Origin of the sequence: Saccharothrix deserti (assembly GCF_009769385.1) — a bacterium.
In the GTDB taxonomy this organism is placed as follows: domain Bacteria; phylum Actinomycetota; class Actinomycetes; order Mycobacteriales; family Pseudonocardiaceae; genus Actinosynnema; species Actinosynnema deserti.
Genome location: NZ_VKAB01000032.1, coordinates 45096 through 63258 on the forward strand (window position 1 = coordinate 45096; position 18163 = coordinate 63258).

17 protein-coding genes are annotated in these 18163 nt (G+C 70.7%); 7 read left to right on the forward strand and 10 right to left on the reverse strand.

Annotated features, from left to right (window positions below; genetic code table 11):
• Position 1: 1 nt before the first annotated feature.
• From FM051_RS37600 to pdhA, 3 genes are read right to left on the reverse strand one after another with little or no spacing between them, the layout of a single operon-like run.
• Positions 2-1276, reverse strand: coding sequence for a dihydrolipoamide acetyltransferase family protein (locus FM051_RS37600; RefSeq protein ID WP_158851814.1), 1275 nt, complete (start codon positions 1274-1276; stop codon positions 2-4).
• A complete protein-coding gene (locus tag FM051_RS37605; protein ID WP_158851816.1) occupies positions 1269-2321 on the reverse strand; it encodes an alpha-ketoacid dehydrogenase subunit beta in 1053 nt (350 codons plus the stop codon). Before FM051_RS37605 ends, FM051_RS37600 begins: the two co-directional genes overlap by 8 nt.
• A complete protein-coding gene (gene pdhA / locus FM051_RS37610; protein ID WP_158851818.1) occupies positions 2318-3391 on the reverse strand; it encodes a pyruvate dehydrogenase (acetyl-transferring) E1 component subunit alpha in 1074 nt (357 codons plus the stop codon). Before pdhA ends, FM051_RS37605 begins: the two co-directional genes overlap by 4 nt.
• Positions 3392-3513: 122 nt before the next feature.
• On the opposite strand from pdhA, the gene FM051_RS37615 reads away from it, so the two are divergent.
• On the forward strand, positions 3514-4005 hold the full coding sequence (locus FM051_RS37615) for an Lrp/AsnC family transcriptional regulator (protein WP_158851820.1): 492 nt from the start codon (positions 3514-3516) through the stop codon (positions 4003-4005).
• Here the strand turns inward: FM051_RS37615 and FM051_RS37620 are convergent.
• The 3 genes from FM051_RS37620 to FM051_RS37630 form a co-directional block, all read right to left on the reverse strand.
• Positions 3987-4736 (reverse strand): CAP domain-containing protein, encoded by a 750-nt coding sequence (locus tag FM051_RS37620; protein ID WP_238412934.1) that lies wholly within the window; start codon positions 4734-4736, stop codon positions 3987-3989. The two genes, FM051_RS37615 and FM051_RS37620, sit on opposite strands and share 19 nt — an antisense overlap.
• 244 nt (positions 4737-4980) lie before the next feature.
• The gene (locus tag FM051_RS37625; protein ID WP_158851824.1) at positions 4981-6261 is read right to left on the reverse strand and encodes a HAMP domain-containing sensor histidine kinase; all 1281 of its coding nucleotides are present in this window, start codon (positions 6259-6261) and stop codon (positions 4981-4983) included.
• Positions 6258-6938, reverse strand: coding sequence for a response regulator transcription factor (locus tag FM051_RS37630; protein ID WP_158851826.1), 681 nt, complete (start codon positions 6936-6938; stop codon positions 6258-6260). Before FM051_RS37630 ends, FM051_RS37625 begins: the two co-directional genes overlap by 4 nt.
• Before the next feature lie 186 nt (positions 6939-7124).
• Here FM051_RS37630 and FM051_RS37635 point away from each other — a divergent pair, with 186 nt between their 5' ends.
• Complete coding sequence (locus tag FM051_RS37635) at positions 7125-7274, forward strand: hypothetical protein (protein WP_158851828.1); 150 nt, start codon at positions 7125-7127, stop codon at positions 7272-7274.
• Between the two features lie 4 nt (positions 7275-7278).
• Positions 7279-7815: a hypothetical protein gene (locus FM051_RS37640; RefSeq protein ID WP_158851830.1), complete on the forward strand. Its 537-nt coding sequence runs from the start codon at positions 7279-7281 to the stop codon at positions 7813-7815.
• Positions 7816-7849: 34 nt separating this feature from the next.
• On the opposite strand, the gene FM051_RS37645 is transcribed toward FM051_RS37640, so the two are convergent.
• Positions 7850-8473 (reverse strand): peptidoglycan recognition protein family protein, encoded by a 624-nt coding sequence (locus FM051_RS37645; RefSeq protein WP_158851832.1) that lies wholly within the window; start codon positions 8471-8473, stop codon positions 7850-7852.
• A gap of 131 nt (positions 8474-8604) precedes the next feature.
• On the opposite strand from FM051_RS37645, the gene FM051_RS37650 reads away from it, so the two are divergent.
• The 4 genes from FM051_RS37650 (at position 8605) to FM051_RS37665 (ending at position 16026) form a co-directional block, all read left to right on the forward strand.
• Positions 8605-9309, forward strand: a complete 705-nt coding sequence (locus FM051_RS37650) for a VIT1/CCC1 transporter family protein (protein WP_158851834.1) — start codon at positions 8605-8607, stop codon at positions 9307-9309.
• 139 nt (positions 9310-9448) lie between these two features.
• Positions 9449-9661, forward strand: coding sequence for a hypothetical protein (locus tag FM051_RS37655; protein ID WP_158851836.1), 213 nt, complete (start codon positions 9449-9451; stop codon positions 9659-9661).
• 400 nt (positions 9662-10061) lie between these two features.
• A complete protein-coding gene (gltB, locus tag FM051_RS37660) occupies positions 10062-14582 on the forward strand; it encodes a glutamate synthase large subunit (protein ID WP_158851838.1) in 4521 nt (1506 codons plus the stop codon).
• Complete coding sequence (locus FM051_RS37665; RefSeq protein WP_158851840.1) at positions 14575-16026, forward strand: glutamate synthase subunit beta; 1452 nt, start codon at positions 14575-14577, stop codon at positions 16024-16026. The genes gltB and FM051_RS37665 overlap by 8 nt, the downstream gene beginning before the upstream one ends.
• Positions 16027-16088: 62 nt before the next feature.
• Here FM051_RS37665 and FM051_RS37670 read toward each other — a convergent pair whose 3' ends face one another.
• The 3 genes from FM051_RS37670 to FM051_RS37680 all read right to left on the reverse strand — a co-directional run bounded on the left by FM051_RS37670 (position 16089) and on the right by FM051_RS37680 (position 18127).
• The gene (locus FM051_RS37670) at positions 16089-16730 is read right to left on the reverse strand and encodes a DUF4360 domain-containing protein (protein ID WP_162470775.1); all 642 of its coding nucleotides are present in this window, start codon (positions 16728-16730) and stop codon (positions 16089-16091) included.
• 85 nt (positions 16731-16815) lie between these two features.
• Entirely contained in the window at positions 16816-17373 is a 558-nt protein-coding gene (locus tag FM051_RS37675) for a DUF4360 domain-containing protein (protein WP_420803650.1), read from the reverse strand.
• Between the two features lie 235 nt (positions 17374-17608).
• Entirely contained in the window at positions 17609-18127 is a 519-nt protein-coding gene (locus FM051_RS37680; protein ID WP_158851844.1) for a MarR family winged helix-turn-helix transcriptional regulator, read from the reverse strand.
• Between the last annotated feature and the right edge of the window lie 36 nt (positions 18128-18163).

Genomic DNA, 18163 nt, shown 5'->3' on the forward strand with positions numbered 1-18163 from the left:
TCTAGAGATCGGCCAGGGCGGTGATCGGCGATTCGACGCAGTCGGCGACGAACCGCAGGAACCCGCCCGCCGTGCCGCCGTCGCACACCCGGTGGTCGAAGGCCAGGGTCAGCTGCGCGACCTTGCGCACCGCGAGCTGCCCGTCCACCACCCACGGCCGGTCGATGATGCGGCCGATGCCGAGGATCGCGGCCTCCGGGTGGTTGATGATCGCGGCCGAGCCGTCGACGCCGAACACGCCGTAGTTGTTGACCGTGAACGTGCCGCCGGTCATCGCGGTGGGCGCCAGTTTGCCTTCGCGGGCGGACGCGGTGTGGGCGGCGATGGCGGACGCGAGTTCGGCGGTGGTCAGGGACTGCGCGTCCCGGATGACCGGCACGACCAGCCCGCGGTCGGTCTGGGCGGCGAAGCCGAGGTGCACCTGGTCGAGGACCACGATCTCGTCGCCCTCGACCCGCGAGTTCAGCTCGGGGAACTTCTTCAGGCCCAGCACGGTGAACCGGGCCAGCAGCGCGAGCAGCGACACCGACGGCATCGCGGCACGTGCGGCGAGGAAGTCGGTGGCGTCGACGTCCACCCACACGGTCGCCTCGGGGATCTCCCGACGTGACGTGCTCAGCTTCTCCGCCACCGCGCCGCGCAGGCCGCGCAACGGGATGCGTCGACCGGCACCAGCGGCCGGGGCCGGAGCGGGGGCCAGGGCTGGATCGGGGGTCGATGCGGCGCGGGCGGCCAACTCGCGCTCCACGTCGGCGCGCCGGATCACGCCGCCGGGTCCGGTGCCGTCGATGCGGTCGAGCGGCAGTCCGTTCTCCCGCGCCAACTGCCGCACCAGGGGCGAGATGACAGCGGGTGCCGCACCGACCGCAGCGGTGCGGGCGGCCGGAATCTCGGCGGGAGCGGGATGCCCGAGTGTTGAACTCAGGTGTTCCGAAGGTAGGACACTCGCAATCTGAACGGAGGACTCACGGGGGCGGCGACGGCGGCGTGGGGTGTCCGATGTGCCGTAGCCGATCAGGACGTTGCCGGAGGACTCGCTCTCGGGAGCACCGACCGACAACAGCACGGAGCCCACGGCCAGCTTCTCCCCCGGCTCGCCGAACCGCGCGCTCACCACACCCTCGAACGGGCACGGCACCTCGACCACGGCCTTCGCCGTCTCCACCTCGACCACCGGCTGGTCGATGGACACGTGGTCCCCGACCGACACCAGCCAGGTGACGATCTCGCCCTCGGTCAACCCCTCGCCCAGATCGGGCAGCCGGAAGTCAGGCACCGTAGCTCCCCACGACCTCGTCGTCCCACTGGAGCCGGGCGATTGCATCCAGAATGCGGTCGACACTCGGCAGGTGGTGTTCCTCCAGCTTCGGCGGCGGGTAGGGGATGTCGAACCCGGTCACCCGCAGCACCGGCGCGTGCAGGTGGTGGAAGCACCGCTCGGTCACCCGGGCGACGACCTCCGCGCCGTACCCGCCGAACCCGGACGCCTCGTGCACGACCACCGCGCGCCCGGTGCGGCGGACCGACGCGCACACCGTCTCGTCGTCGAACGGCGACAACGACCGCAGGTCCACGACCTCGACGTCCCAGCCCTCCTCCACCGCCGCCTCGGCCGTCTCCAACGCGGTCGCGACCATCGGCCCGTACGCGATCAACGTGACGTCCCGCCCGGCACGCCGCACCAACGCCCGGTCGAACCCGATCGAGTCCCTCGAGTCGACCGAGTCGACCGAGTCGACCGAGTCGACCGAAAGCTCACCCTTCGCCCAGTACCGCCGCTTCGGCTCCAGGAAGATCACCGGATCCGGCGAATCGATCGAGTCGCGCAACAACCGGTACGCGTCATCCGGCGTACCGGGCGTGACGACCCGCAGCCCCGGCGTGTGCGTGTAGTACGCCTCCGACGAGTCGCAGTGGTGCTCGACCCCGCCGATCCCGCCGCCGTACGGCACCCGGATCACCACCGGCAGCGACACCCGCCCGCGCGTGCGGTTGCGGAGCTTGGCCAGGTGGCTGGTGATCTGCTCGAACGCCGGGTAGGCGAACGCGTCGAACTGCATCTCCACCACGGGCCGCAGGCCGTTCATCGCCATGCCGATGGCGGTCCCGACGATGCCGGACTCGGCCAGCGGCGTGTCGAACACCCGCTGCTCGCCGAACCGCGACGCGAGCCCGTCGGTCACCCGGAACACACCGCCGAGCGCTCCGACGTCCTCACCGAACACCAGCACGCTCGGGTCGGCGGCCAACGCGTCGGCCAACGCCCGGTTCAACGCTCCCGCCATGGAGACAGCGGAGACCCCGGTGGACACCGCGCTCATGCCAGTTCCTCCCGCAGCGCAGCGGCCTGTTCCCGCAGGTGGCGGGGCGTGGACGCGTAGACGTGCTCGAACAGGTCGTCCGGCGACGGCACGACGTCGGCGTTCATCTTCGCCCGCACGGACGCCGCGAACTCCTCCGCCTCGGCCGCCACCGCCGCACGGCGCGCGTTGTCCAGCAGCCCCCGCGAGACCAGGTACGCCTCCAGCCGGTCGACCGGGTCCCGGTCCAGCCACGCCGCCACCTCGTCGGACGTGCGGTAGCGGGTGGCGTCGTCGGCGTTGGTGTGCGCCTCGATCCGGTAGGTCAGCGCCTCGATCAACGTCGGCCCGCCCGACAAGACCGCCTCGCGCACCACCGCGTACACGGCGGCCACGTCGTTGCCGTCCACCAGCACCGACGGCACGCCGTACCCGATGCCCTTGTGCGCCAGCGACGGCGCGGCGTTCTGCTTGGACATGGGCACGCTGATCGCGTAACCGTTGTTCTGCACCAGGAACACCACCGGTGCCTTCCACACGCCGGCGAAGTTCAGCGCCTCGTGCGTGTCACCCTCGGACGTCGCGCCGTCACCGAGCAGCACCAGCGCCGCCGTGTCCTCGCCCTTCAACCGCGCCGCGTGCGCGAAGCCGACGGCGTGCAGGGTGTTCGTGGCCAGCGGGGTGCACTGGGGGCCGACGCGGTGCTCGTACGGGTCGTAGCCGAGGTGCCAGCCGCCTTGGAGCAGGGTCAACGTCTCGGCCGGGTCGACGCCCCGCGTCACCAGGGCGACGCAGTCGCGGTAGGTCGGGAACAGCCAGTCGTCGGGGCGCAGCGCGAGCACCGAGCCCACCTCGCACGCCTCCTGGCCGCGTGACGACGGGTAGACCGCCAGCCTGCCCTGCCTGGTCAGCGCGGTGGCCTGGGTGTCGAAGCGGCGGCCGACGACCATCCGCCGGTGCAGCTCGACCAGCACGTCGTCGTCGGGCATGGCCAGCGGCGAGTCGTCCACCGGCGAGCCGTCCTTGCGCAGCAGCGACAGCGGTTCGTCGCTGGGCAGCAACGTCCGCTCGGGCACGCGGGTCCGGGCCATGGCTCCTCCGGGTGTCTCAAAGGACGAGATGGAGGGCATGGTCCAGCTCACACCGGCCAATGTTCCAGATCCGGGCTCGCAGTCCGGACGAATGGCCGCGCAGGCGGGTTATGGTCGGCCACATGACGGTGAGGGCTGGACATTCGGCACCGCTCGACGCGCTCGACCGGCGCATCGTGGAGGCGCTGCGCGCGGACGGCCGGATGTCCATGCGCGCGCTCGCCGAGAAGCTGCACATCTCGCGCGCCAGCGCGTACTCGCGGGTGGAGCGGCTGCACCGTGACGGCGTCGTCACCGGGTACACGGCGGTGGTCGACCCGGAGCGCTACGGCTTCGGCATCTCCGCCTACGTCTACCTCAAGATCAGCCAGCACTCGTGGAAGGCCGTGCGGCAGCGGGTGCTGGAGATCCCCGAGGTGTGGCACGGCGCGCTGGTGTCCGGCGACTACGACCTCGTGCTGCTGGTCCGGGCGCCGGACGCGCACAGCCTGCGCGACCTGGTGCTGTCCCGGCTGCAGACGATGCCGGACGTGACGTCCAGCCACACCGTGCTCATCCTCGACGAACTGCCCGCCGGCGGTAACGACCGCGACGGTCACCAGCCGAAGTTCTGAGTCCAGTAGATGCCGTAGGAGCCGCCTCGGGCCATGCCCGCGCCCAGCGCCTTGAGCTTGCAGTTGAGGATGTTGGCCCGGTGGCCGGGCGAGTCCATCCAGCCCTTCACGACGGCCTCGGCGGTGCGCTGACCGGCGGCGATGTTCTCCGCGCCGGGAGCGGGGTAGCCGGCGGCCTTGACCCGGTCCACGAACGTGCGGCCGTCCTTGGAGACGTGGTCGAAGTAGTTCTGCGCGGCCATGTCCGCGCTGTGCGCGCGGGCGGCGGCGGCGAGCCGGGCGTCCGCGACCAGCGCGGGGCAACCGTTCGCGGCGCGTTCGGCGTTGGTCAGCTCGACCACCTTGGCCTCGGCCAGTTCGACCTCGGTCTTCGCCGGCACAGCAGGTGCGGCAGGCGCGGCAGGCGCGGCAGGCGCGGGCGGCGCGGGCGACGCCGGCGGCGTGGGCCGCTGCACGGGAGGCTTGACCGGCGGCTTGGTGGTCGTGGTCGTGGTCGTCGTGGTGACCGGCGGCGGCTCGGTGGTGGTCGTGGGGCTCGGCGAGTTCTGCGACGACGTCGTGGTGTCCGACGTGGTCACGGTGGTCGGCGCGGCGGCGGGATCCGACGTGGTGCGGACCGTGGTGGTGGCGCTCGCCGCGACCAGGGCCATCCCGTCCGGGTACTCGCACCCGGACAGAGCCAACCCGGCGAGGATGGCGACGACGGGCAGCACACAGTTCTTGGGCGACACGCGAAAAACCTCAATCTGCATTCGACGGCATTTCGGGCGCGGCGACCGCGTGTGCGCTTCTTCGCAGGGTAAGCGCGCTGCGGTCGCCGCACCGAAGAGGGAACCGGGCGACCGGACAAGGCGAGGAGCGCTGCGGTCGACCTCAATTCCGGGAGTGACTTTATCCGGGAATGCAGAATTGTCAACAACTACTTATTTAAGGAACATTTAAACCTTGCATCAGGTGCCGAAAAGGAATCGGCGGTCAGACTGGCTCCTCCGCGCGTCCCAGCCGCAGCTGGACCCGCGTGCCGCCCAGCGGTCCCCGGTCGACCACCAGCGAGCCGCCGGTGGCCTCCGCCGCCCGGCGGGCGATGTCGAGCCCGAGGCCGGTCGAGCCCGCGCCGCTGCTCCCCCGCCGCAACGCCGTCTCCAGGTCGTCGATGCCGGGCCCGGCGTCCTCGACGACGATCACCACCCGGTCGGGCTGGTGGAACAGCGCCACGACGAACCCGACGCCCTCGGGCGTGTGGCGGAAGACGTTGCCGAGCACGGCGTCCATCGCCGCCGCGAGGTCGCTGCGGGTCAGCGGCACGAGGGCGCGGCGTTCGGTGCCGCGCAGGTTCCACAGCCGCTGCTGGTCGTCGGCCAGGGCGGACCAGAACACCAGGCGGTCGTGCACGACCTGGGCGGCGTCGCACCGGCCGCCGTCGGGGTCGTCCAGCTCGCGGCGGGCGGCCCGGATGAGTTCGTTGACCTCGCGTTCCAGCGCGTGCACGGCCTGTCGGACGCGGTTGGCGTTGGGATCTTGGCCGAGGGTTTCCGAATCCAGGCGCAACGCGGTGAGCGGCGTGCGCAGCCGGTGGGAAAGATCGGCCAGGATTTCGCGCTCGTTGGCGACTAGTTGGCCTATCCGATCAGCCATCCGGTTGAACGCGCCGCCCGCGTCGAGCAATTCCGGCGGTCCACTGGGCGTGACGCGGGTGGTGAGATCACCCTGGCCCATTTTGCGGGCGCCGTCGGCGAGCGCGGCGGCGGCTTTGACGACCCGTGCGCCCAGTCGGTCGGCGACCAGCACGGAGCCCAGCACGAGGGTGACGGCGACGCCGCTGAGCGCGAGCCACGCCTGGGTGACGCCCCGGGACAGCTCGGACTCCGGCACGAACGCCTCCACCACGGCGACCCGGCCCTCGTCCAGCAGCACGGGCTGGAGGTGCACGAGACCGGCGGGGGTGGCGGCGGTGAACGCACGCCCCTCCTCGCGGGCCGTCCTGAGCTGGTCGTCCGTGGCCACCGGCACGCCGACGACCTCGCCGGTCGCCAGGTGCACCGCGACCCGGCCGGCGGTGCTGGTCAGGGCCTGGCCGACGGACGCCGGGTCGGCGGTGATCACCAGGACGGGGGTGAGCGCGCCGGCCAGGCGTTCGGCGTCGGCCAGCGCCCGGTCCTCGGCGAGTTGGCGCACCACCAGGGCCAGCGGGATCAGGAACGCCAGCGCCACCATCGAGGTGACGGCCAGCGAGACGAGGGCGAGCGACTTCCTCACTCGGCCGCCGTCAGCTTGAACCCGACTCCGCGCACGGTGTGCAGGTAGCGGGGTTGGGCGGCGCGTTCACCGAGCTTGCGGCGCAGCCAGGACAGGTGGACGTCCAGCGTCTGGTCGTCGTGCCTGCCGGGCAGGTTCCACAGGTTCGCCAGGAGTTCGGCGCGCGGCACCACCTTGCCCTCGCGGGCGGCGAGGTAGGCGAGGAGGTCGAACTCCTTGCGGGTCAGGTTGAGCTCGCGGCCGTCGAGGCGGGCCTCGCGGCGGTCGGGGTCGACGGTGAGGCTGCCGACTTGGAACGGCGCGGGTGGTGCGTCCTTGCGCGCCCGGCGCAGGACGGCGGACAACCTCGCCGCAAGGTGTTCGCTGGAGAACGGCTTCACCAGGTAGTCGTCGGCGCCGGCGTTGAGGAGGCGGACGATCTCGTTCTCGTCGTCACGGGCGGTGGCGACTATGACCGGCACGTCGCACACGCCGCGCATCATGCGCAACGCGTCCGCGCCGTCCATGTCGGGCAACCCGAGATCGAGCACAACCAGGTCGAACGCACCGCCCGTGATCTCCCGCAGTGCCTCCAGCGCCGTACCGACAGGCAGCACGGCGTGCCCGAGCCCGGTCAACGCCCGGCTCACCGCCGACCGCACGACCGGGTCGTCCTCGACGAGCAGCACCGACACCATGGCGCGCACCGTACCCACTTCTCCAGCCGCCCCCTCACCCCCGCGAAAGTCGAACCTCCAGGCCCCGAGAGTCGAACGTTCGCGTACCCCGAATTCAACGCTCAGGACAGGCACCCCGCGAACCCGAGTGTCGAACTCGGGGTACCTGAACGTTCGACTCTCGCGCTCTGGAGGTTCGACTCTCGGGTGAGTGCTGCGTTCGGGAGGGGTTTCCAGGCCCGCTTCCCGAACCTGCTGGACACCGTGCTCGCCGACGCCGGCCAAGCCGGGAACCGGCTGCGGGTGAACTCCGCGCACGGTCAGGGGTTCGCGGTGCGGATGCCGCCGGCAGGATGACCTGGTGACCAGGGGCCTGCAGTACCTCGCCGCGTGGTCGGCGTCGACCGCGGTAGCGGTGGCGCTGTCCTGGCTGGGCATCCGGTTCGTGTTGGACGCGGGCGTACCCGAACACCCGCGCGTGGTCGCCGGACCCACGCAGTTGTCCGCGATAGCCACCACCACCACCACGACCACCGTCACGACCACCACCACGACGACCACGGCGGCGGTCCCGCCACCCGCCCCGACCACGACCACGGTCGCCCCCGCCCCCGCCACGACCACCCAGCCCCTGCCGTCCGAGGACGGCACGTGGACCGAGCAGGACGGCGAGCCGGTGTACCTGCGCAGCTTCCGCCTCCGGGGCGGGGTGGCCGCGATCCGCTTCTCGCCCAACGAGATGGAGCCGATCTCGGCCACCCCGCGCCAGGGCTTCGCGGCGACCGTGGAGCAGCCCGCGGACGCCGTCGTGGTCGAGTTCACCGGTCCTGGCCACCGGTCCCGCCTGGAGGCGACCTGGGTCGGCGGCCCGCAGTGGCGGATCGTCGAAGCCGGTTAGCCCCCGTCACGCCACGGTGAGCCGCCACGGTGAGCTAAGCCAGGGCCACCTGAGCGCGCAGTCTCGGCAGCAGCGCGTAGAAAGCGTCGCCCGGACACACGGTGCCGTCCCAGAAGTCGCGGTGGCCGTGGATCTCCGCGGGCGGGATGTCGTACTGGCGGCAGATCACCGCGCACAGCCACACCAACGCGTCCCACTGCACGGCGGGTGGTGTCTGGTCGACGTACGTGCCCTCGTTCTCGATCCCGATCGAGTTCCGGTTCTGGCCGAACGCGTGCGCGCCCTCGACCATCCGGTCACCGGCGAGCAGCGCGTCGAGGCTGCCGTGCCGCCCCTCCAGCAGCACGCCGCCCCGCGTGATGGTGAAGTGCTGCCCGGTGTCGCCCCAGTCGTTGGCGTCCGTGTGCAGCCCCTGGAAGAACCGGGCCAGCCAGTGCGCGTGCCCCCGCGACCCGTCCGCCACGTTGTCCGTCGCGGTGTGGTGGATCAGGATCCGTTCCGGCTTGCGGCGCAACGTCACCGGCTGCTCGGCGGGCGGTCGGGCACCCCACTCGGCGCACGGCTCGATCCGCCGCCGGACGGCAGGCGGCGGCAGCGTGGACGCGCCGAGTCCGACCACCGCACCCACCCCGAGCAACACCGTGCGTCTGCCGATCATCACTCCCCCGATTCGTCAGGCGGGAGTGGATCACATGCGGGCCCCGCAAGGGAATCCGCACGGTGTCCAGCCCTTCACCCGTTCGCGGCCTGGACTCCACCCGTTAGCCGAGTGGTGGTTCGATCGCGGTCATGACGCACCCCGGCGAACCGCACCGCGACGACCTCTCCGGCCGGCTCAACTGGCTGCGCGCCGGTGTCCTCGGGGCGAACGACGGCATCGTGTCCACGGCGGGGCTCGTGGTCGGCGTCGCCGGCGCCACGGCGGACCGCACCACGATCCTCGCCGCGGGCATCGCCGGGCTGGTCGCGGGCTCCTTGTCGATGGCGGGCGGCGAGTACGTCTCGGTCAGCACCCAGCGGGACACCGAACGGGCCGCGCTCAGGCTCGAGGAGCGCGAGCTGCGCGAGATGCCCGAGGCGGAGGAACGCGAGCTCGCCGAGATCTACCGGGAGAAGGGCCTGTCCGAGGAACTGGCCGCGCAGGTGGCGCGCGAGCTGACCGAGCAGGACGCCCTGCGGGCGCACGCGGAAGCCGAGCTGCAGATCGACCCGGACAACCTGACCAGCCCGTGGCAGGCCGCGTGGGCGTCGCTGGTGTCGTTCGCGGTCGGCGCGCTCATCCCGGTGATCGCGATCGTGCTGCCGCCGACGGCCTGGCGGGTGTGGGCGTGCGCGGCGGCGGTGCTGGTCGGGTTGGTGCTGACCGGCGTGATCAGCGCCCGGCTCGGGTCGAGCCGGGCCGGCCGCGCGGTGCGGCGGAACGTGGTCGTCGGGTCGCTCACGATGGTCGTCACCTACTACGTGGGTCTCCTGTTCGGAGTAACAGTCGGGTGACCCGGTCACGCAGCGCACACACCCCTGGAACCCCGGCGAAAAAAGTCGCCACCTGAAGGTGTGAAGTACGCAAACTGCGGGTACTCCCGGGCGACTTGTCGCCGTTGAGCGCGGCAAGCCCGGACTGGAGGTGCCCGCCGTGACACACCCGCCCACGTTCCTGCTGATCCCTCGCGGCGAGAAGGCCGAACGCCGGCTCTGGGCCCTCCTTGCCGCCCTGTTCGCGCTGGTCTCGGGCGTCAACGTGATCCTCGCCGTGAGCGAGGCCGCGTGGTGGCAGGGCGTCGTCGCGGCGCTGTGCCTCGTCGTCGCGGTGGGCTGCGCGCGGGAGTCGAGAAGGACCAGAGTGTGATTTCACCGGCCACTGAAAAGTTAAAACTCGACGAACTCCTGGTCTGACCGGCGGTACCCCGTTGGTAGGAACGGCGTCAAGTAGGGGTGGGATTCACCACGACGCCCTGTCGGACTAGCGCCATAACCGCGAATTCACACTATCGTCACAAGACCCCGGCAATCCCGGTGCACCGCCCAGCGTGTCCTCGCGACCCCATCCGGCCGCGGAGCGCGCGCACAAGGAAGTGCAGTTCTCCCGCACAACGGAGTGCGGTCCCCACGCCGACGGTCGCTCGGGCGTGGATCCACAGCCAGAACCTCTAGGCCGAGCAGTCCCGCGTAAAGCCGCGCGCGGGCCTTCGGTCGCATCCGTTTGCCCGAAAACAGGGCGAACTGACGACGCCACGGGAGGGCCCGTTGTGACCCACCACAAGCCGCAAGGCCTTTACGACCCGCAGTACGAGCACGACGCCTGCGGTGTCGCGTTCGTCGCCGACCTGGCCGGTCGCAGAAACCACGCGATCGTCAACCAGGCCTTGGTGGCGCTGCGCAACCTCGAGCACCGGGGCGCGCGCGGCGCCGAGCCGGAGACCGGCGACGGCGCGGGCATCCTGATCCAGGTGCCCGACGCGTTCTACCGCGAGGTCGTCGGCTTCCCGCTGCCCGAGCCCGGCGGCTACGCGGTCGGCACCGCGTTCCTCCCCCAGGAGGGCCAGGACGAGGTCAAGGCCGAGGTCGAGCGCATCGCCGCGGAAGAGGGCGCGACGGTCCTCGGGTGGCGCGAACTGCCGGTGGACACCGATCACGTCGGTCCGACGGCGAAGACCACCATGCCCGCGTTCAGCCAACTGTTCCTCGCCGGCCCGGACGGTCCCGACGGCCTGGAGGGACCGGACGCGGACGGCCTGGCGCTGGAGCGACTGGCGTTCGTGGTCCGCAAGCGCGTCGAGCACGCGACGGACGTGTACTTCCCGAGCCTGTCCGCGCGGACGATCGTCTACAAGGGCATGCTCACCGAGCCCCAGGTGGAGAAGTTCTTCCCCGACCTCACCGACGAGCGGGTGACGAGCTCCATCGGGCTGGTGCACTCCCGGTTCTCCACCAACACGTTCCCGTCGTGGCCGCTGGCCCACCCGTACCGGTACGTGGCGCACAACGGTGAGATCAACACGTTGCGCGGCAACCGGAACTGGATGGACGCGCGCGAATCGGTGCTCGCCACCGACCTGGTCCCCGGTGACCTGTCCCGGGTCTTCCCGGTCATCACCCGCGGCGCGAGCGACTCGGCCACGTTCGACGAGGTGCTGGAGATGCTGCACCTGGGCGGGCGCAGCCTGCCGCACGCGGTGCTGATGATGATCCCCGAGGCGTGGGAGAACCACGCCGAGATGGACGCGCAGCGGCGCGCGTTCTACGAGTTCCACTCCACGCTCATGGAGCCGTGGGACGGCCCGGCGCTGGTGGCGTTCACCGACGGCACGCTGATCGGCGCGGTGCTGGACCGCAACGGCCTGCGCCCGGCCCGGTACTGGGTCACCGAGGACGGCCTGGTCGTGCTCGGCAGCGAGGCCGGTGTGCTGGAGTTCGACCCGACGACGATCGTGCGCAAGGGCCGGTTGGAGCCGGGCCGGATGTTCCTGGTCGACACCGCCCAGGGGCGGATCATCGACGACGAGGAGATCAAGGGGCAGCTGGCCGCCGAGCACCCGTACCAGGAGTGGGTCGCCGACGGCATCCTGCACCTGGCGGACCTGCCCGCGCGGGAGCGCGAGGTGCCGACGCACTCGTCCCTGGTGCGCCGTCAGCAGGCGTTCGGCTACACGGAAGAGGAACTGGCGCTGCTGCTGGGCCCGATGGCCCGTTCCGGCGCGGAACCGATCGGCTCGATGGGCAACGACGCCCCGTTCGCGCCGCTGTCGGACCGGCCGCGGCAGCTGTTCGACTACTTCACGCAATTGTTCGCCCAGGTGACGAACCCGCCGTTGGACGCGATCCGCGAGGAGCTGGTGACCTCGCTGCACGCCACGCTCGGGGCGGAGCCGAACCTGCTGACGGCGGACGCGACGTCGTGCCGGCGGATCTCGCTGCCGTTCCCGGTGCTGGACAACGACGAGCTGGCCAAGCTCGTGCACGTCGACGACGACGGCACGCTGCCGGAGTTCCGCACCTTCACCGTGCGCGGTCTGTACGACGTGGCGGGCGGCGGCGAGGCGTTGGTGCGGCGGCTGGACGAGATCCGCGCCGAGGTGTCGCAGGCGATCCGGGACGGCGCGCGGCTCGTCGTGCTGTCGGACCGGGGTGTCGACGAAAACCACGCGCCGATCCCGTCGCTGCTGCTGACCGGTGCGGTGCACCACCACCTGGTGCGGGAGAAGACCCGCACGCAGGTGGACCTGATCGTGGAGGCGGGCGACGCCCGCGAGGTGCACCACATCGCGCTGCTCATCGGCTACGGCGCGAAGGCGGTGAACCCGTACCTGGCGATGGCGTCGGTGGAGGAGCTGCCCGACGTCGAGCCGGGGACCGCCACCCGCAACCTGATCAAGGCGCTGGGCAAGGGCGTGCGCAAGACGATGTCCAAGATGGGCGTCTCGACCGTCGCGTCCTACACCGGCGCGCAGATCTTCGAGGCGATCGGTCTCGGCGACGAGGTGGTGGACTCCTGTTTCACCGGCACCACCTCGCGGCTGGGCGGCGTCGGGTTCGACGTCATCGCCGAGGAAGTGGCGCGGCGGCACCGGATGGCGTTCCCGGCCGACGGCGTCCGGGCGCACCACCGCGAGCTGGAGGTCGGCGGCGACTACCAGTGGCGTCGCGAGGGCGAGGCGCACCTGTTCAACCCGCAGACGGTGTTCAAGCTCCAGCACTCCACCCGCAGCGGGCGTTACGACATCTTCAAGGAGTACACGCGGGCGGTGGACGAGCAGGCCAAGCGGCTGCTGACGCTGCGCGGGCTGTTCGCGTTCAAGGAGGGTGTGCGGGAGCCGGTGCCGATCGACGAGGTCGAGCCGGTCTCGTCGATCGTGAAGCGGTTCGCCACCGGCGCCATCTCCTACGGCTCCATCTCGCAGGAGATGCACGAGGTGCTGGCGATCGCGATGAACCGGTTGGGCGCGAAGTCCAACACCGGTGAGGGCGGTGAGGACGCCGAGCGGTTCACCCCCGACGCCAACGGCGACTCGCGGCGTTCGGCGATCAAGCAGGTGGCGTCCGGCCGGTTCGGCGTGACGAGCGAGTACCTGGTCAACGCGGACGACATCCAGATCAAGATGGCGCAGGGCGCGAAGCCCGGCGAGGGCGGTCAGCTGCCCGGCGCGAAGGTGTACCCGTGGATCGCCAAGACCCGGCACTCCACGCCCGGTGTCGGCCTGATCTCGCCGCCGCCGCACCACGACATCTACTCGATCGAGGACCTGGCGCAGCTCATCCACGACCTGAAGAACGCCAACCCGGCGGCGCGCATCCACGTGAAGCTCGTCTCCGAGGTCGGCGTCGGCACGGTCGCGGCGGGCGTGTCCAAGGCGCACGCGGACGTCGTGCTGATCTCCGGCCACGACGGCGGCACCGGCGCGTCTCCCCTGTCGTCCATCAAGCACGCGGGCGGCCCGTGGGAGTTGGGCCTGGCCGAGACGCAGCAGACGTTGCTGGCCAACCGGTTGCGCGACCGGATCGTGGTGCAGACCGACGGCCAGCTCAAGACCGGGCGGGACGTGGTGATCGCGGCGCTGCTCGGCGCGGAGGAGTTCGGTTTCGCCACCGCTCCCCTGGTCGTGTCGGGCTGCATCATGATGCGGGTCTGCCACCTGGACACGTGCCCGGTGGGCGTGGCCACGCAGAACCCGGTGCTGCGGGCGAAGTTCGCGGGCAAGGCCGAGCACGTGGTGAACTTCTTCGAGTTCATCGCGCAGGAGGTCCGGGAGCTGTTGGCGCAGCTGGGTTTCCGGACCCTGGCCGAGGCCGTCGGGCACGCGGACCTGTTGGACACGCGGGCCGCGGTGGACCACTGGAAGGCTGCCGGGCTCGACCTGTCGCCGATCTTCCACGTGCCGGAGCTGCCGGAAGGCGCGGCGCGGCACCGCACCACCGACCAGGACCACGGTCTGGACAAGGCGTTGGACAACACGCTGATCCAGCTCGCGGAGGGTGCGATCGCGGCCGGTGACCGGGTGCGGCTGGAGCTGCCGGTGCGCAACGTGAACCGCACCGTCGGCACCATGCTCGGCTCCGAGGTGACCAAGCGGTGGGGCGGTGAGGGGCTGCCGGACGACACGATCGACATCACGTTCACCGGCACCGCCGGGCAGTCGTTCGGCGCGTTCCTGCCGCGCGGCATCACGTTGCGGCTCGTCGGCGACGGCAACGACTACGTCGCCAAGGGCCTGTCCGGCGGGCGGATCGTCATCCGGCCGGTGCCCGACGCGCAGTTCGCCGCCGAGCAGCACATCATCGCGGGCAACGTGATCGGCTACGGCGCGACCGGCGGCGAGATCTTCCTGCGCGGCAAGGTCGGCGAGCGGTTCTGCGTGCGCAACTCGGGCGCGCTGGCCGTCGTCGAGGGCGTGGGCGACCACGGCTGCGAGTACATGACCGGCGGGCGGGTGGTCGTGCTCGGCGCGACCGGGCGCAACTTCGCCGCGGGCATGTCCGGCGGTATCGCGTACGTGCTGGACGCGGCCGTGCAGCGGGTCAACCCGGAGATGGTGGACCTGGACCCGTTGGACGAGTCGGACCGCGAGTTCCTGCGGCGCGCGGTGGAGAAGCACTACCTGGAGACGGACTCGGCGGTGGCGCACGCGCTGCTGGCCGACTGGGACCTCGCGGTGGACCGGTTCACGAAGGTCATGCCGAAGGACTACAAGCGGGTGCTGGCGGCACAGGCCCGAGCCGAGCTGGAAGGCCGGGACGTCAACGAAGCGATCATGGAGGCGTCTCATGGCTGACCCTCGTGGGTTCCTCACCACCGAGCGTGAGACCCCGCGCAGCCGTCCCGTTTTCCTGCGCCTGCGCGACTGGCGCGAGGTGTACGAGGAGTTCGAGCGGCCCAAGCTGGAGAAGCAGGCCGGTCGCTGCATGGACTGCGGCATCCCGTTCTGCCACCAGGGCTGTCCGCTGGGGAACCTGATCCCCGAGTGGAACAACCTGGTGTGGAAGGAGGACTGGCGGCTCGCGTCGGAACGCCTGCACGCCACCAACAACTTCCCGGAGTTCACCGGGACGTTGTGCCCCGCGCCGTGCGAGGCCGCGTGCGTGGTCGGGATCAACGGCGATCCCGTCACGATCAAGCGGGTCGAGATCTCCATCATCGACCGGGCGTGGGACGAGGGTTGGGTCACGCCGCAGCTGCCGGTGACGCGCACCGGTCGTTCGGTGGCCGTGGTCGGTTCCGGGCCCGCGGGCCTGGCCGCCGCCCAGCAGCTGACCCGCGCGGGACACTCCGTCGTGGTGCTGGAACGGGCGGACGCCATCGGTGGGCTGCTGCGGTACGGCATCCCCGAGTTCAAGATGGAGAAGTGGCGGCTGGACCGCCGGCTGGACCAGATGCGGGCCGAGGGCACCGAGTTCCGGACTGGCGTGAACGTCGGCGTGGACGTCACGGTCGCCGAGCTGCGGGAGTCCTACGACGCGGTGGTGCTGGCCGGTGGCGCGACGGCGTGGCGCGACCTGCCGGTGCCCGGCCGCTCGCTGTCCGGGGTGCATCAGGCGATGGAGTACCTGCCGTGGGCGAACCGGGTGGCGCGGGGTGACCTGGACGCGCCGCCGATCACGGCGGAGGGCAAGCACGTCGTCGTCATCGGCGGCGGCGACACCGGCGCGGACTGCGTGGGCACCGCCCACCGGCAGGGCGCGCTCTCGGTGACGCAGCTGGAGATCATGCCCCGGCCGCCGGAGAAGCGCGCCGAAGTCCACCCGTGGCCGACCTACCCGATGCTCTACCGGGTCACGTCGGCGCACGAGGAGGGCGGCGAGCGGCTGTACTCGGTGTCGACCGTGGAGTTCCTCGGTGACGACGACGGTGCGGTCCGGGCGTTGAAGCTGGTCGAGGTCGAGGCGTCCGGTGGGCGGTTCGAGCCGGTGCCGGGCAGCGAGCGGGAGATCCCGGCGCAGCTGGTGACGCTGGCGATGGGCTTCGTCGGCCCGGAGAAGGCCGGTCTGCTCACCGAGCTGGGTGTCGACCTCGACGCGCGGGGCAACGTCGCCCGTGACGACTCCTTCGCGACCTCCGTCGACGGCGTGTTCGTGGCCGGCGACATGGGCCGCGGCCAGTCGCTCATCGTGTGGGCCATCGCCGAGGGCCGCTCGGCCGCCGCCGGCGTGGACGCCCACCTGACCGGCAGGCACGTCCTGCCGCGGCCGATCGAGCCGACCGACCGGCCGCTCGTGTGACCCGTCGCGGCGGGCGGCCAACGTCGTCCGCCCGCCGCGATGCCTTTCAGGACCCCGCGTCGTCAGATCGCGGGGCAGGTCTTCCAGGAGAACTGGTAGGTCGTCTCGACGCTGCCGTCGGTGGAGTCCATCGACATGAAGCTGGTGGTCTTGGTCGGGTCCGAGGTTCCGGCGCTCACCCGCAGCTCGGTGTTGATGTTGAGCAACCGCTGTTCACCACACGGGTGGAAGATGATCGCGGCGAGTTCGGTGGTGTCCGTGGCCTGCCAGTCGTCGCTGAACGGGCCGGCGTAGTTGTGGTTCCTGTACGACGTCGGCGACATGCCCTGGAAGTAGTAGTTCGCTCTCTCCATGCCGGTCGCGCCCCGCTCGAGGTGGGCGAAGCCGCGGTAGTCGGCCTGGGCGATCCCGTAGGTGAACCCCTGCGGGATGTTGATCCTCAGGTTGAGCTGGCAGTTCTTGCGGAAGTCGGTGGGCAGGGCGCCGACGCCGACCTGGGCCATGAACTGGCTGTAGGTGACGGTGAACGCCTTGTGGTCCGGTGACACCGCGACGGCGGCCGTCCCGGCCGGGCAGCCGGAGCCGTTGACCGTCACCACGTCGATCGTCATGTGGTTTGGCGGTGGCGTGGTGTTGGGCGCACCGCCGGGAGGAATGACGATCACCGCCGCCGCCATGGTGGCAGCCGCCAGGAAACTGAACATGGAGCACCTTCCGACTCGTCCTCGAGCACGGTAACCGGCGGCGAATTGACGCAAGTCGAATCGATCGACCCCTATTCGAACAGGGCTAGCACCGCTTCCACGAGAAGTGGTACGTGGTGCTCACGTTGCTGTCCGTCGAATCCATCACCATGAAACTGGTGCCGGTCGAGGGGCCCGCTTTGACTCGGAGTTCGGTGTTGATGTTGAACAGCCGGCGCTCACCGCACGGTGCGTACACGATGGCGCCGAATTCGGAGCTGTCGGTAGCCTGCCAGTTGTCGCTGAAGGGCCCGTTGTAGGTGTGGCTCTTGCGCGCGGTCGGCGACGTGCCCTGGAAGTAGTAGTTGCCCTGCTCCATTCCGACGGCGCCGGCCTGGAGGTGCGCGAAGCCGCGGTAGTCGGCCTTGGCGACGCCGAACGTGAAGCCCTGCGGGTAGCTCACCTCGACCGCGAGCTGGCAGTTCTTCCGGATGTCGGTCGGGTCCGAGTCCGGGCCGGCCTGGGCGAGGAACTGGCTGTACGTCACGGTGAACGCGGTGCGGTCGGGCGAGGGGGCGACCGCCGCCGTGCCGGCCGGGCAACCGGACCCGTTCACGGTCTTCACTTCGACGGTGACGAAATCCGGAGCGGTTTCGGCCTGCATTTCACCGGATGATGGGACGATCGCGGACATGGCCAATACAGCCGCGGCCACTGAGGTCAACATGGAGGACCTTTCTCCAACTGGTGCGACACGGTGTGACGGCGGTTACAGGAACCTAGCGCAACGCCGTGGACACACCGCTCGTCCGTTAGAGTGGAATCACTCCCGAATAGTGGACCGCACACTGTTCGTCGACTCGTGACCACATTTCAAATTGAGACGTCCGGCCGCGCCACTACTTCGGACGGGCGGCAACCACTCGTCGAATCAATTGCACCATTTGTGCGCACTCTTCCTCGTCCAACACCTCGAACCAGCGCGCCTCGCGCCGGTTCTGGTGCGGGAAGACCCGCGCCACCGCCGCGCGCCCCTCGTCGGTCAGCGCCACGAACACCACCCGCCGGTCCTGGCCGTCCCTGGTCCGCTCCACCAACCCGGCCCGCTCCAGCGTGTTGATCAGGTTGGACATCGCCGACCTGGTCGTGCCGGACAGGTCGGCCAGCCTCGCGGGCTGCGTCGGCCCCAGGATCCACAGCTTGAACATCAGCCGGAACCCGGGCATGGTCCACCCCTGCTCGCGGTGCACCAGGGCCTCGTAGTCGGTGATCATCATGTACGCCAGGAGCAGCACGTTGTACGAGAGGCCGAACGCCTCCGCGTTGCCGCCCAACTCGGCGATCCGGTGCCGTGCGAACCGCTCGTAGTCCTGCTCCGTCACCACGTCGGCGGCAACGGGAACCTCCTGCTCTGCCACCCGGCGATCCTCCCAGGGCAACCCGGCCGACGGGAC

Excerpts from the sequence above, each read along its gene's own strand:
- FM051_RS37605 (WP_158851816.1), bottom strand. The coding sequence starts at position 2,321 with ATGAGCGCGGTGTCCACCGGGGTCTCCGCTGTCTCCATGGCGGGAGCG.
- pdhA (WP_158851818.1), bottom strand. The coding sequence starts at position 3,391 with ATGGCCCGGACCCGCGTGCCCGAGCGGACGTTGCTGCCCAGCGACGAA.
- FM051_RS37615 (WP_158851820.1), top strand. The coding sequence starts at position 3,514 with ATGACGGTGAGGGCTGGACATTCGGCACCGCTCGACGCGCTCGACCGG.
- FM051_RS37630 (WP_158851826.1), bottom strand. The coding sequence starts at position 6,938 with ATGGTGTCGGTGCTGCTCGTCGAGGACGACCCGGTCGTGCGGTCGGCG.
- FM051_RS37645 (WP_158851832.1), bottom strand. The coding sequence starts at position 8,473 with ATGATCGGCAGACGCACGGTGTTGCTCGGGGTGGGTGCGGTGGTCGGA.
- FM051_RS37650 (WP_158851834.1), top strand. The coding sequence starts at position 8,605 with ATGACGCACCCCGGCGAACCGCACCGCGACGACCTCTCCGGCCGGCTC.
- FM051_RS37665 (WP_158851840.1), top strand. The coding sequence starts at position 14,575 with ATGGCTGACCCTCGTGGGTTCCTCACCACCGAGCGTGAGACCCCGCGC.
- FM051_RS37670 (WP_162470775.1), bottom strand. The coding sequence starts at position 16,730 with ATGTTCAGTTTCCTGGCGGCTGCCACCATGGCGGCGGCGGTGATCGTC.
- FM051_RS37675 (WP_420803650.1), bottom strand. The coding sequence starts at position 17,373 with ATGCAGGCCGAAACCGCTCCGGATTTCGTCACCGTCGAAGTGAAGACC.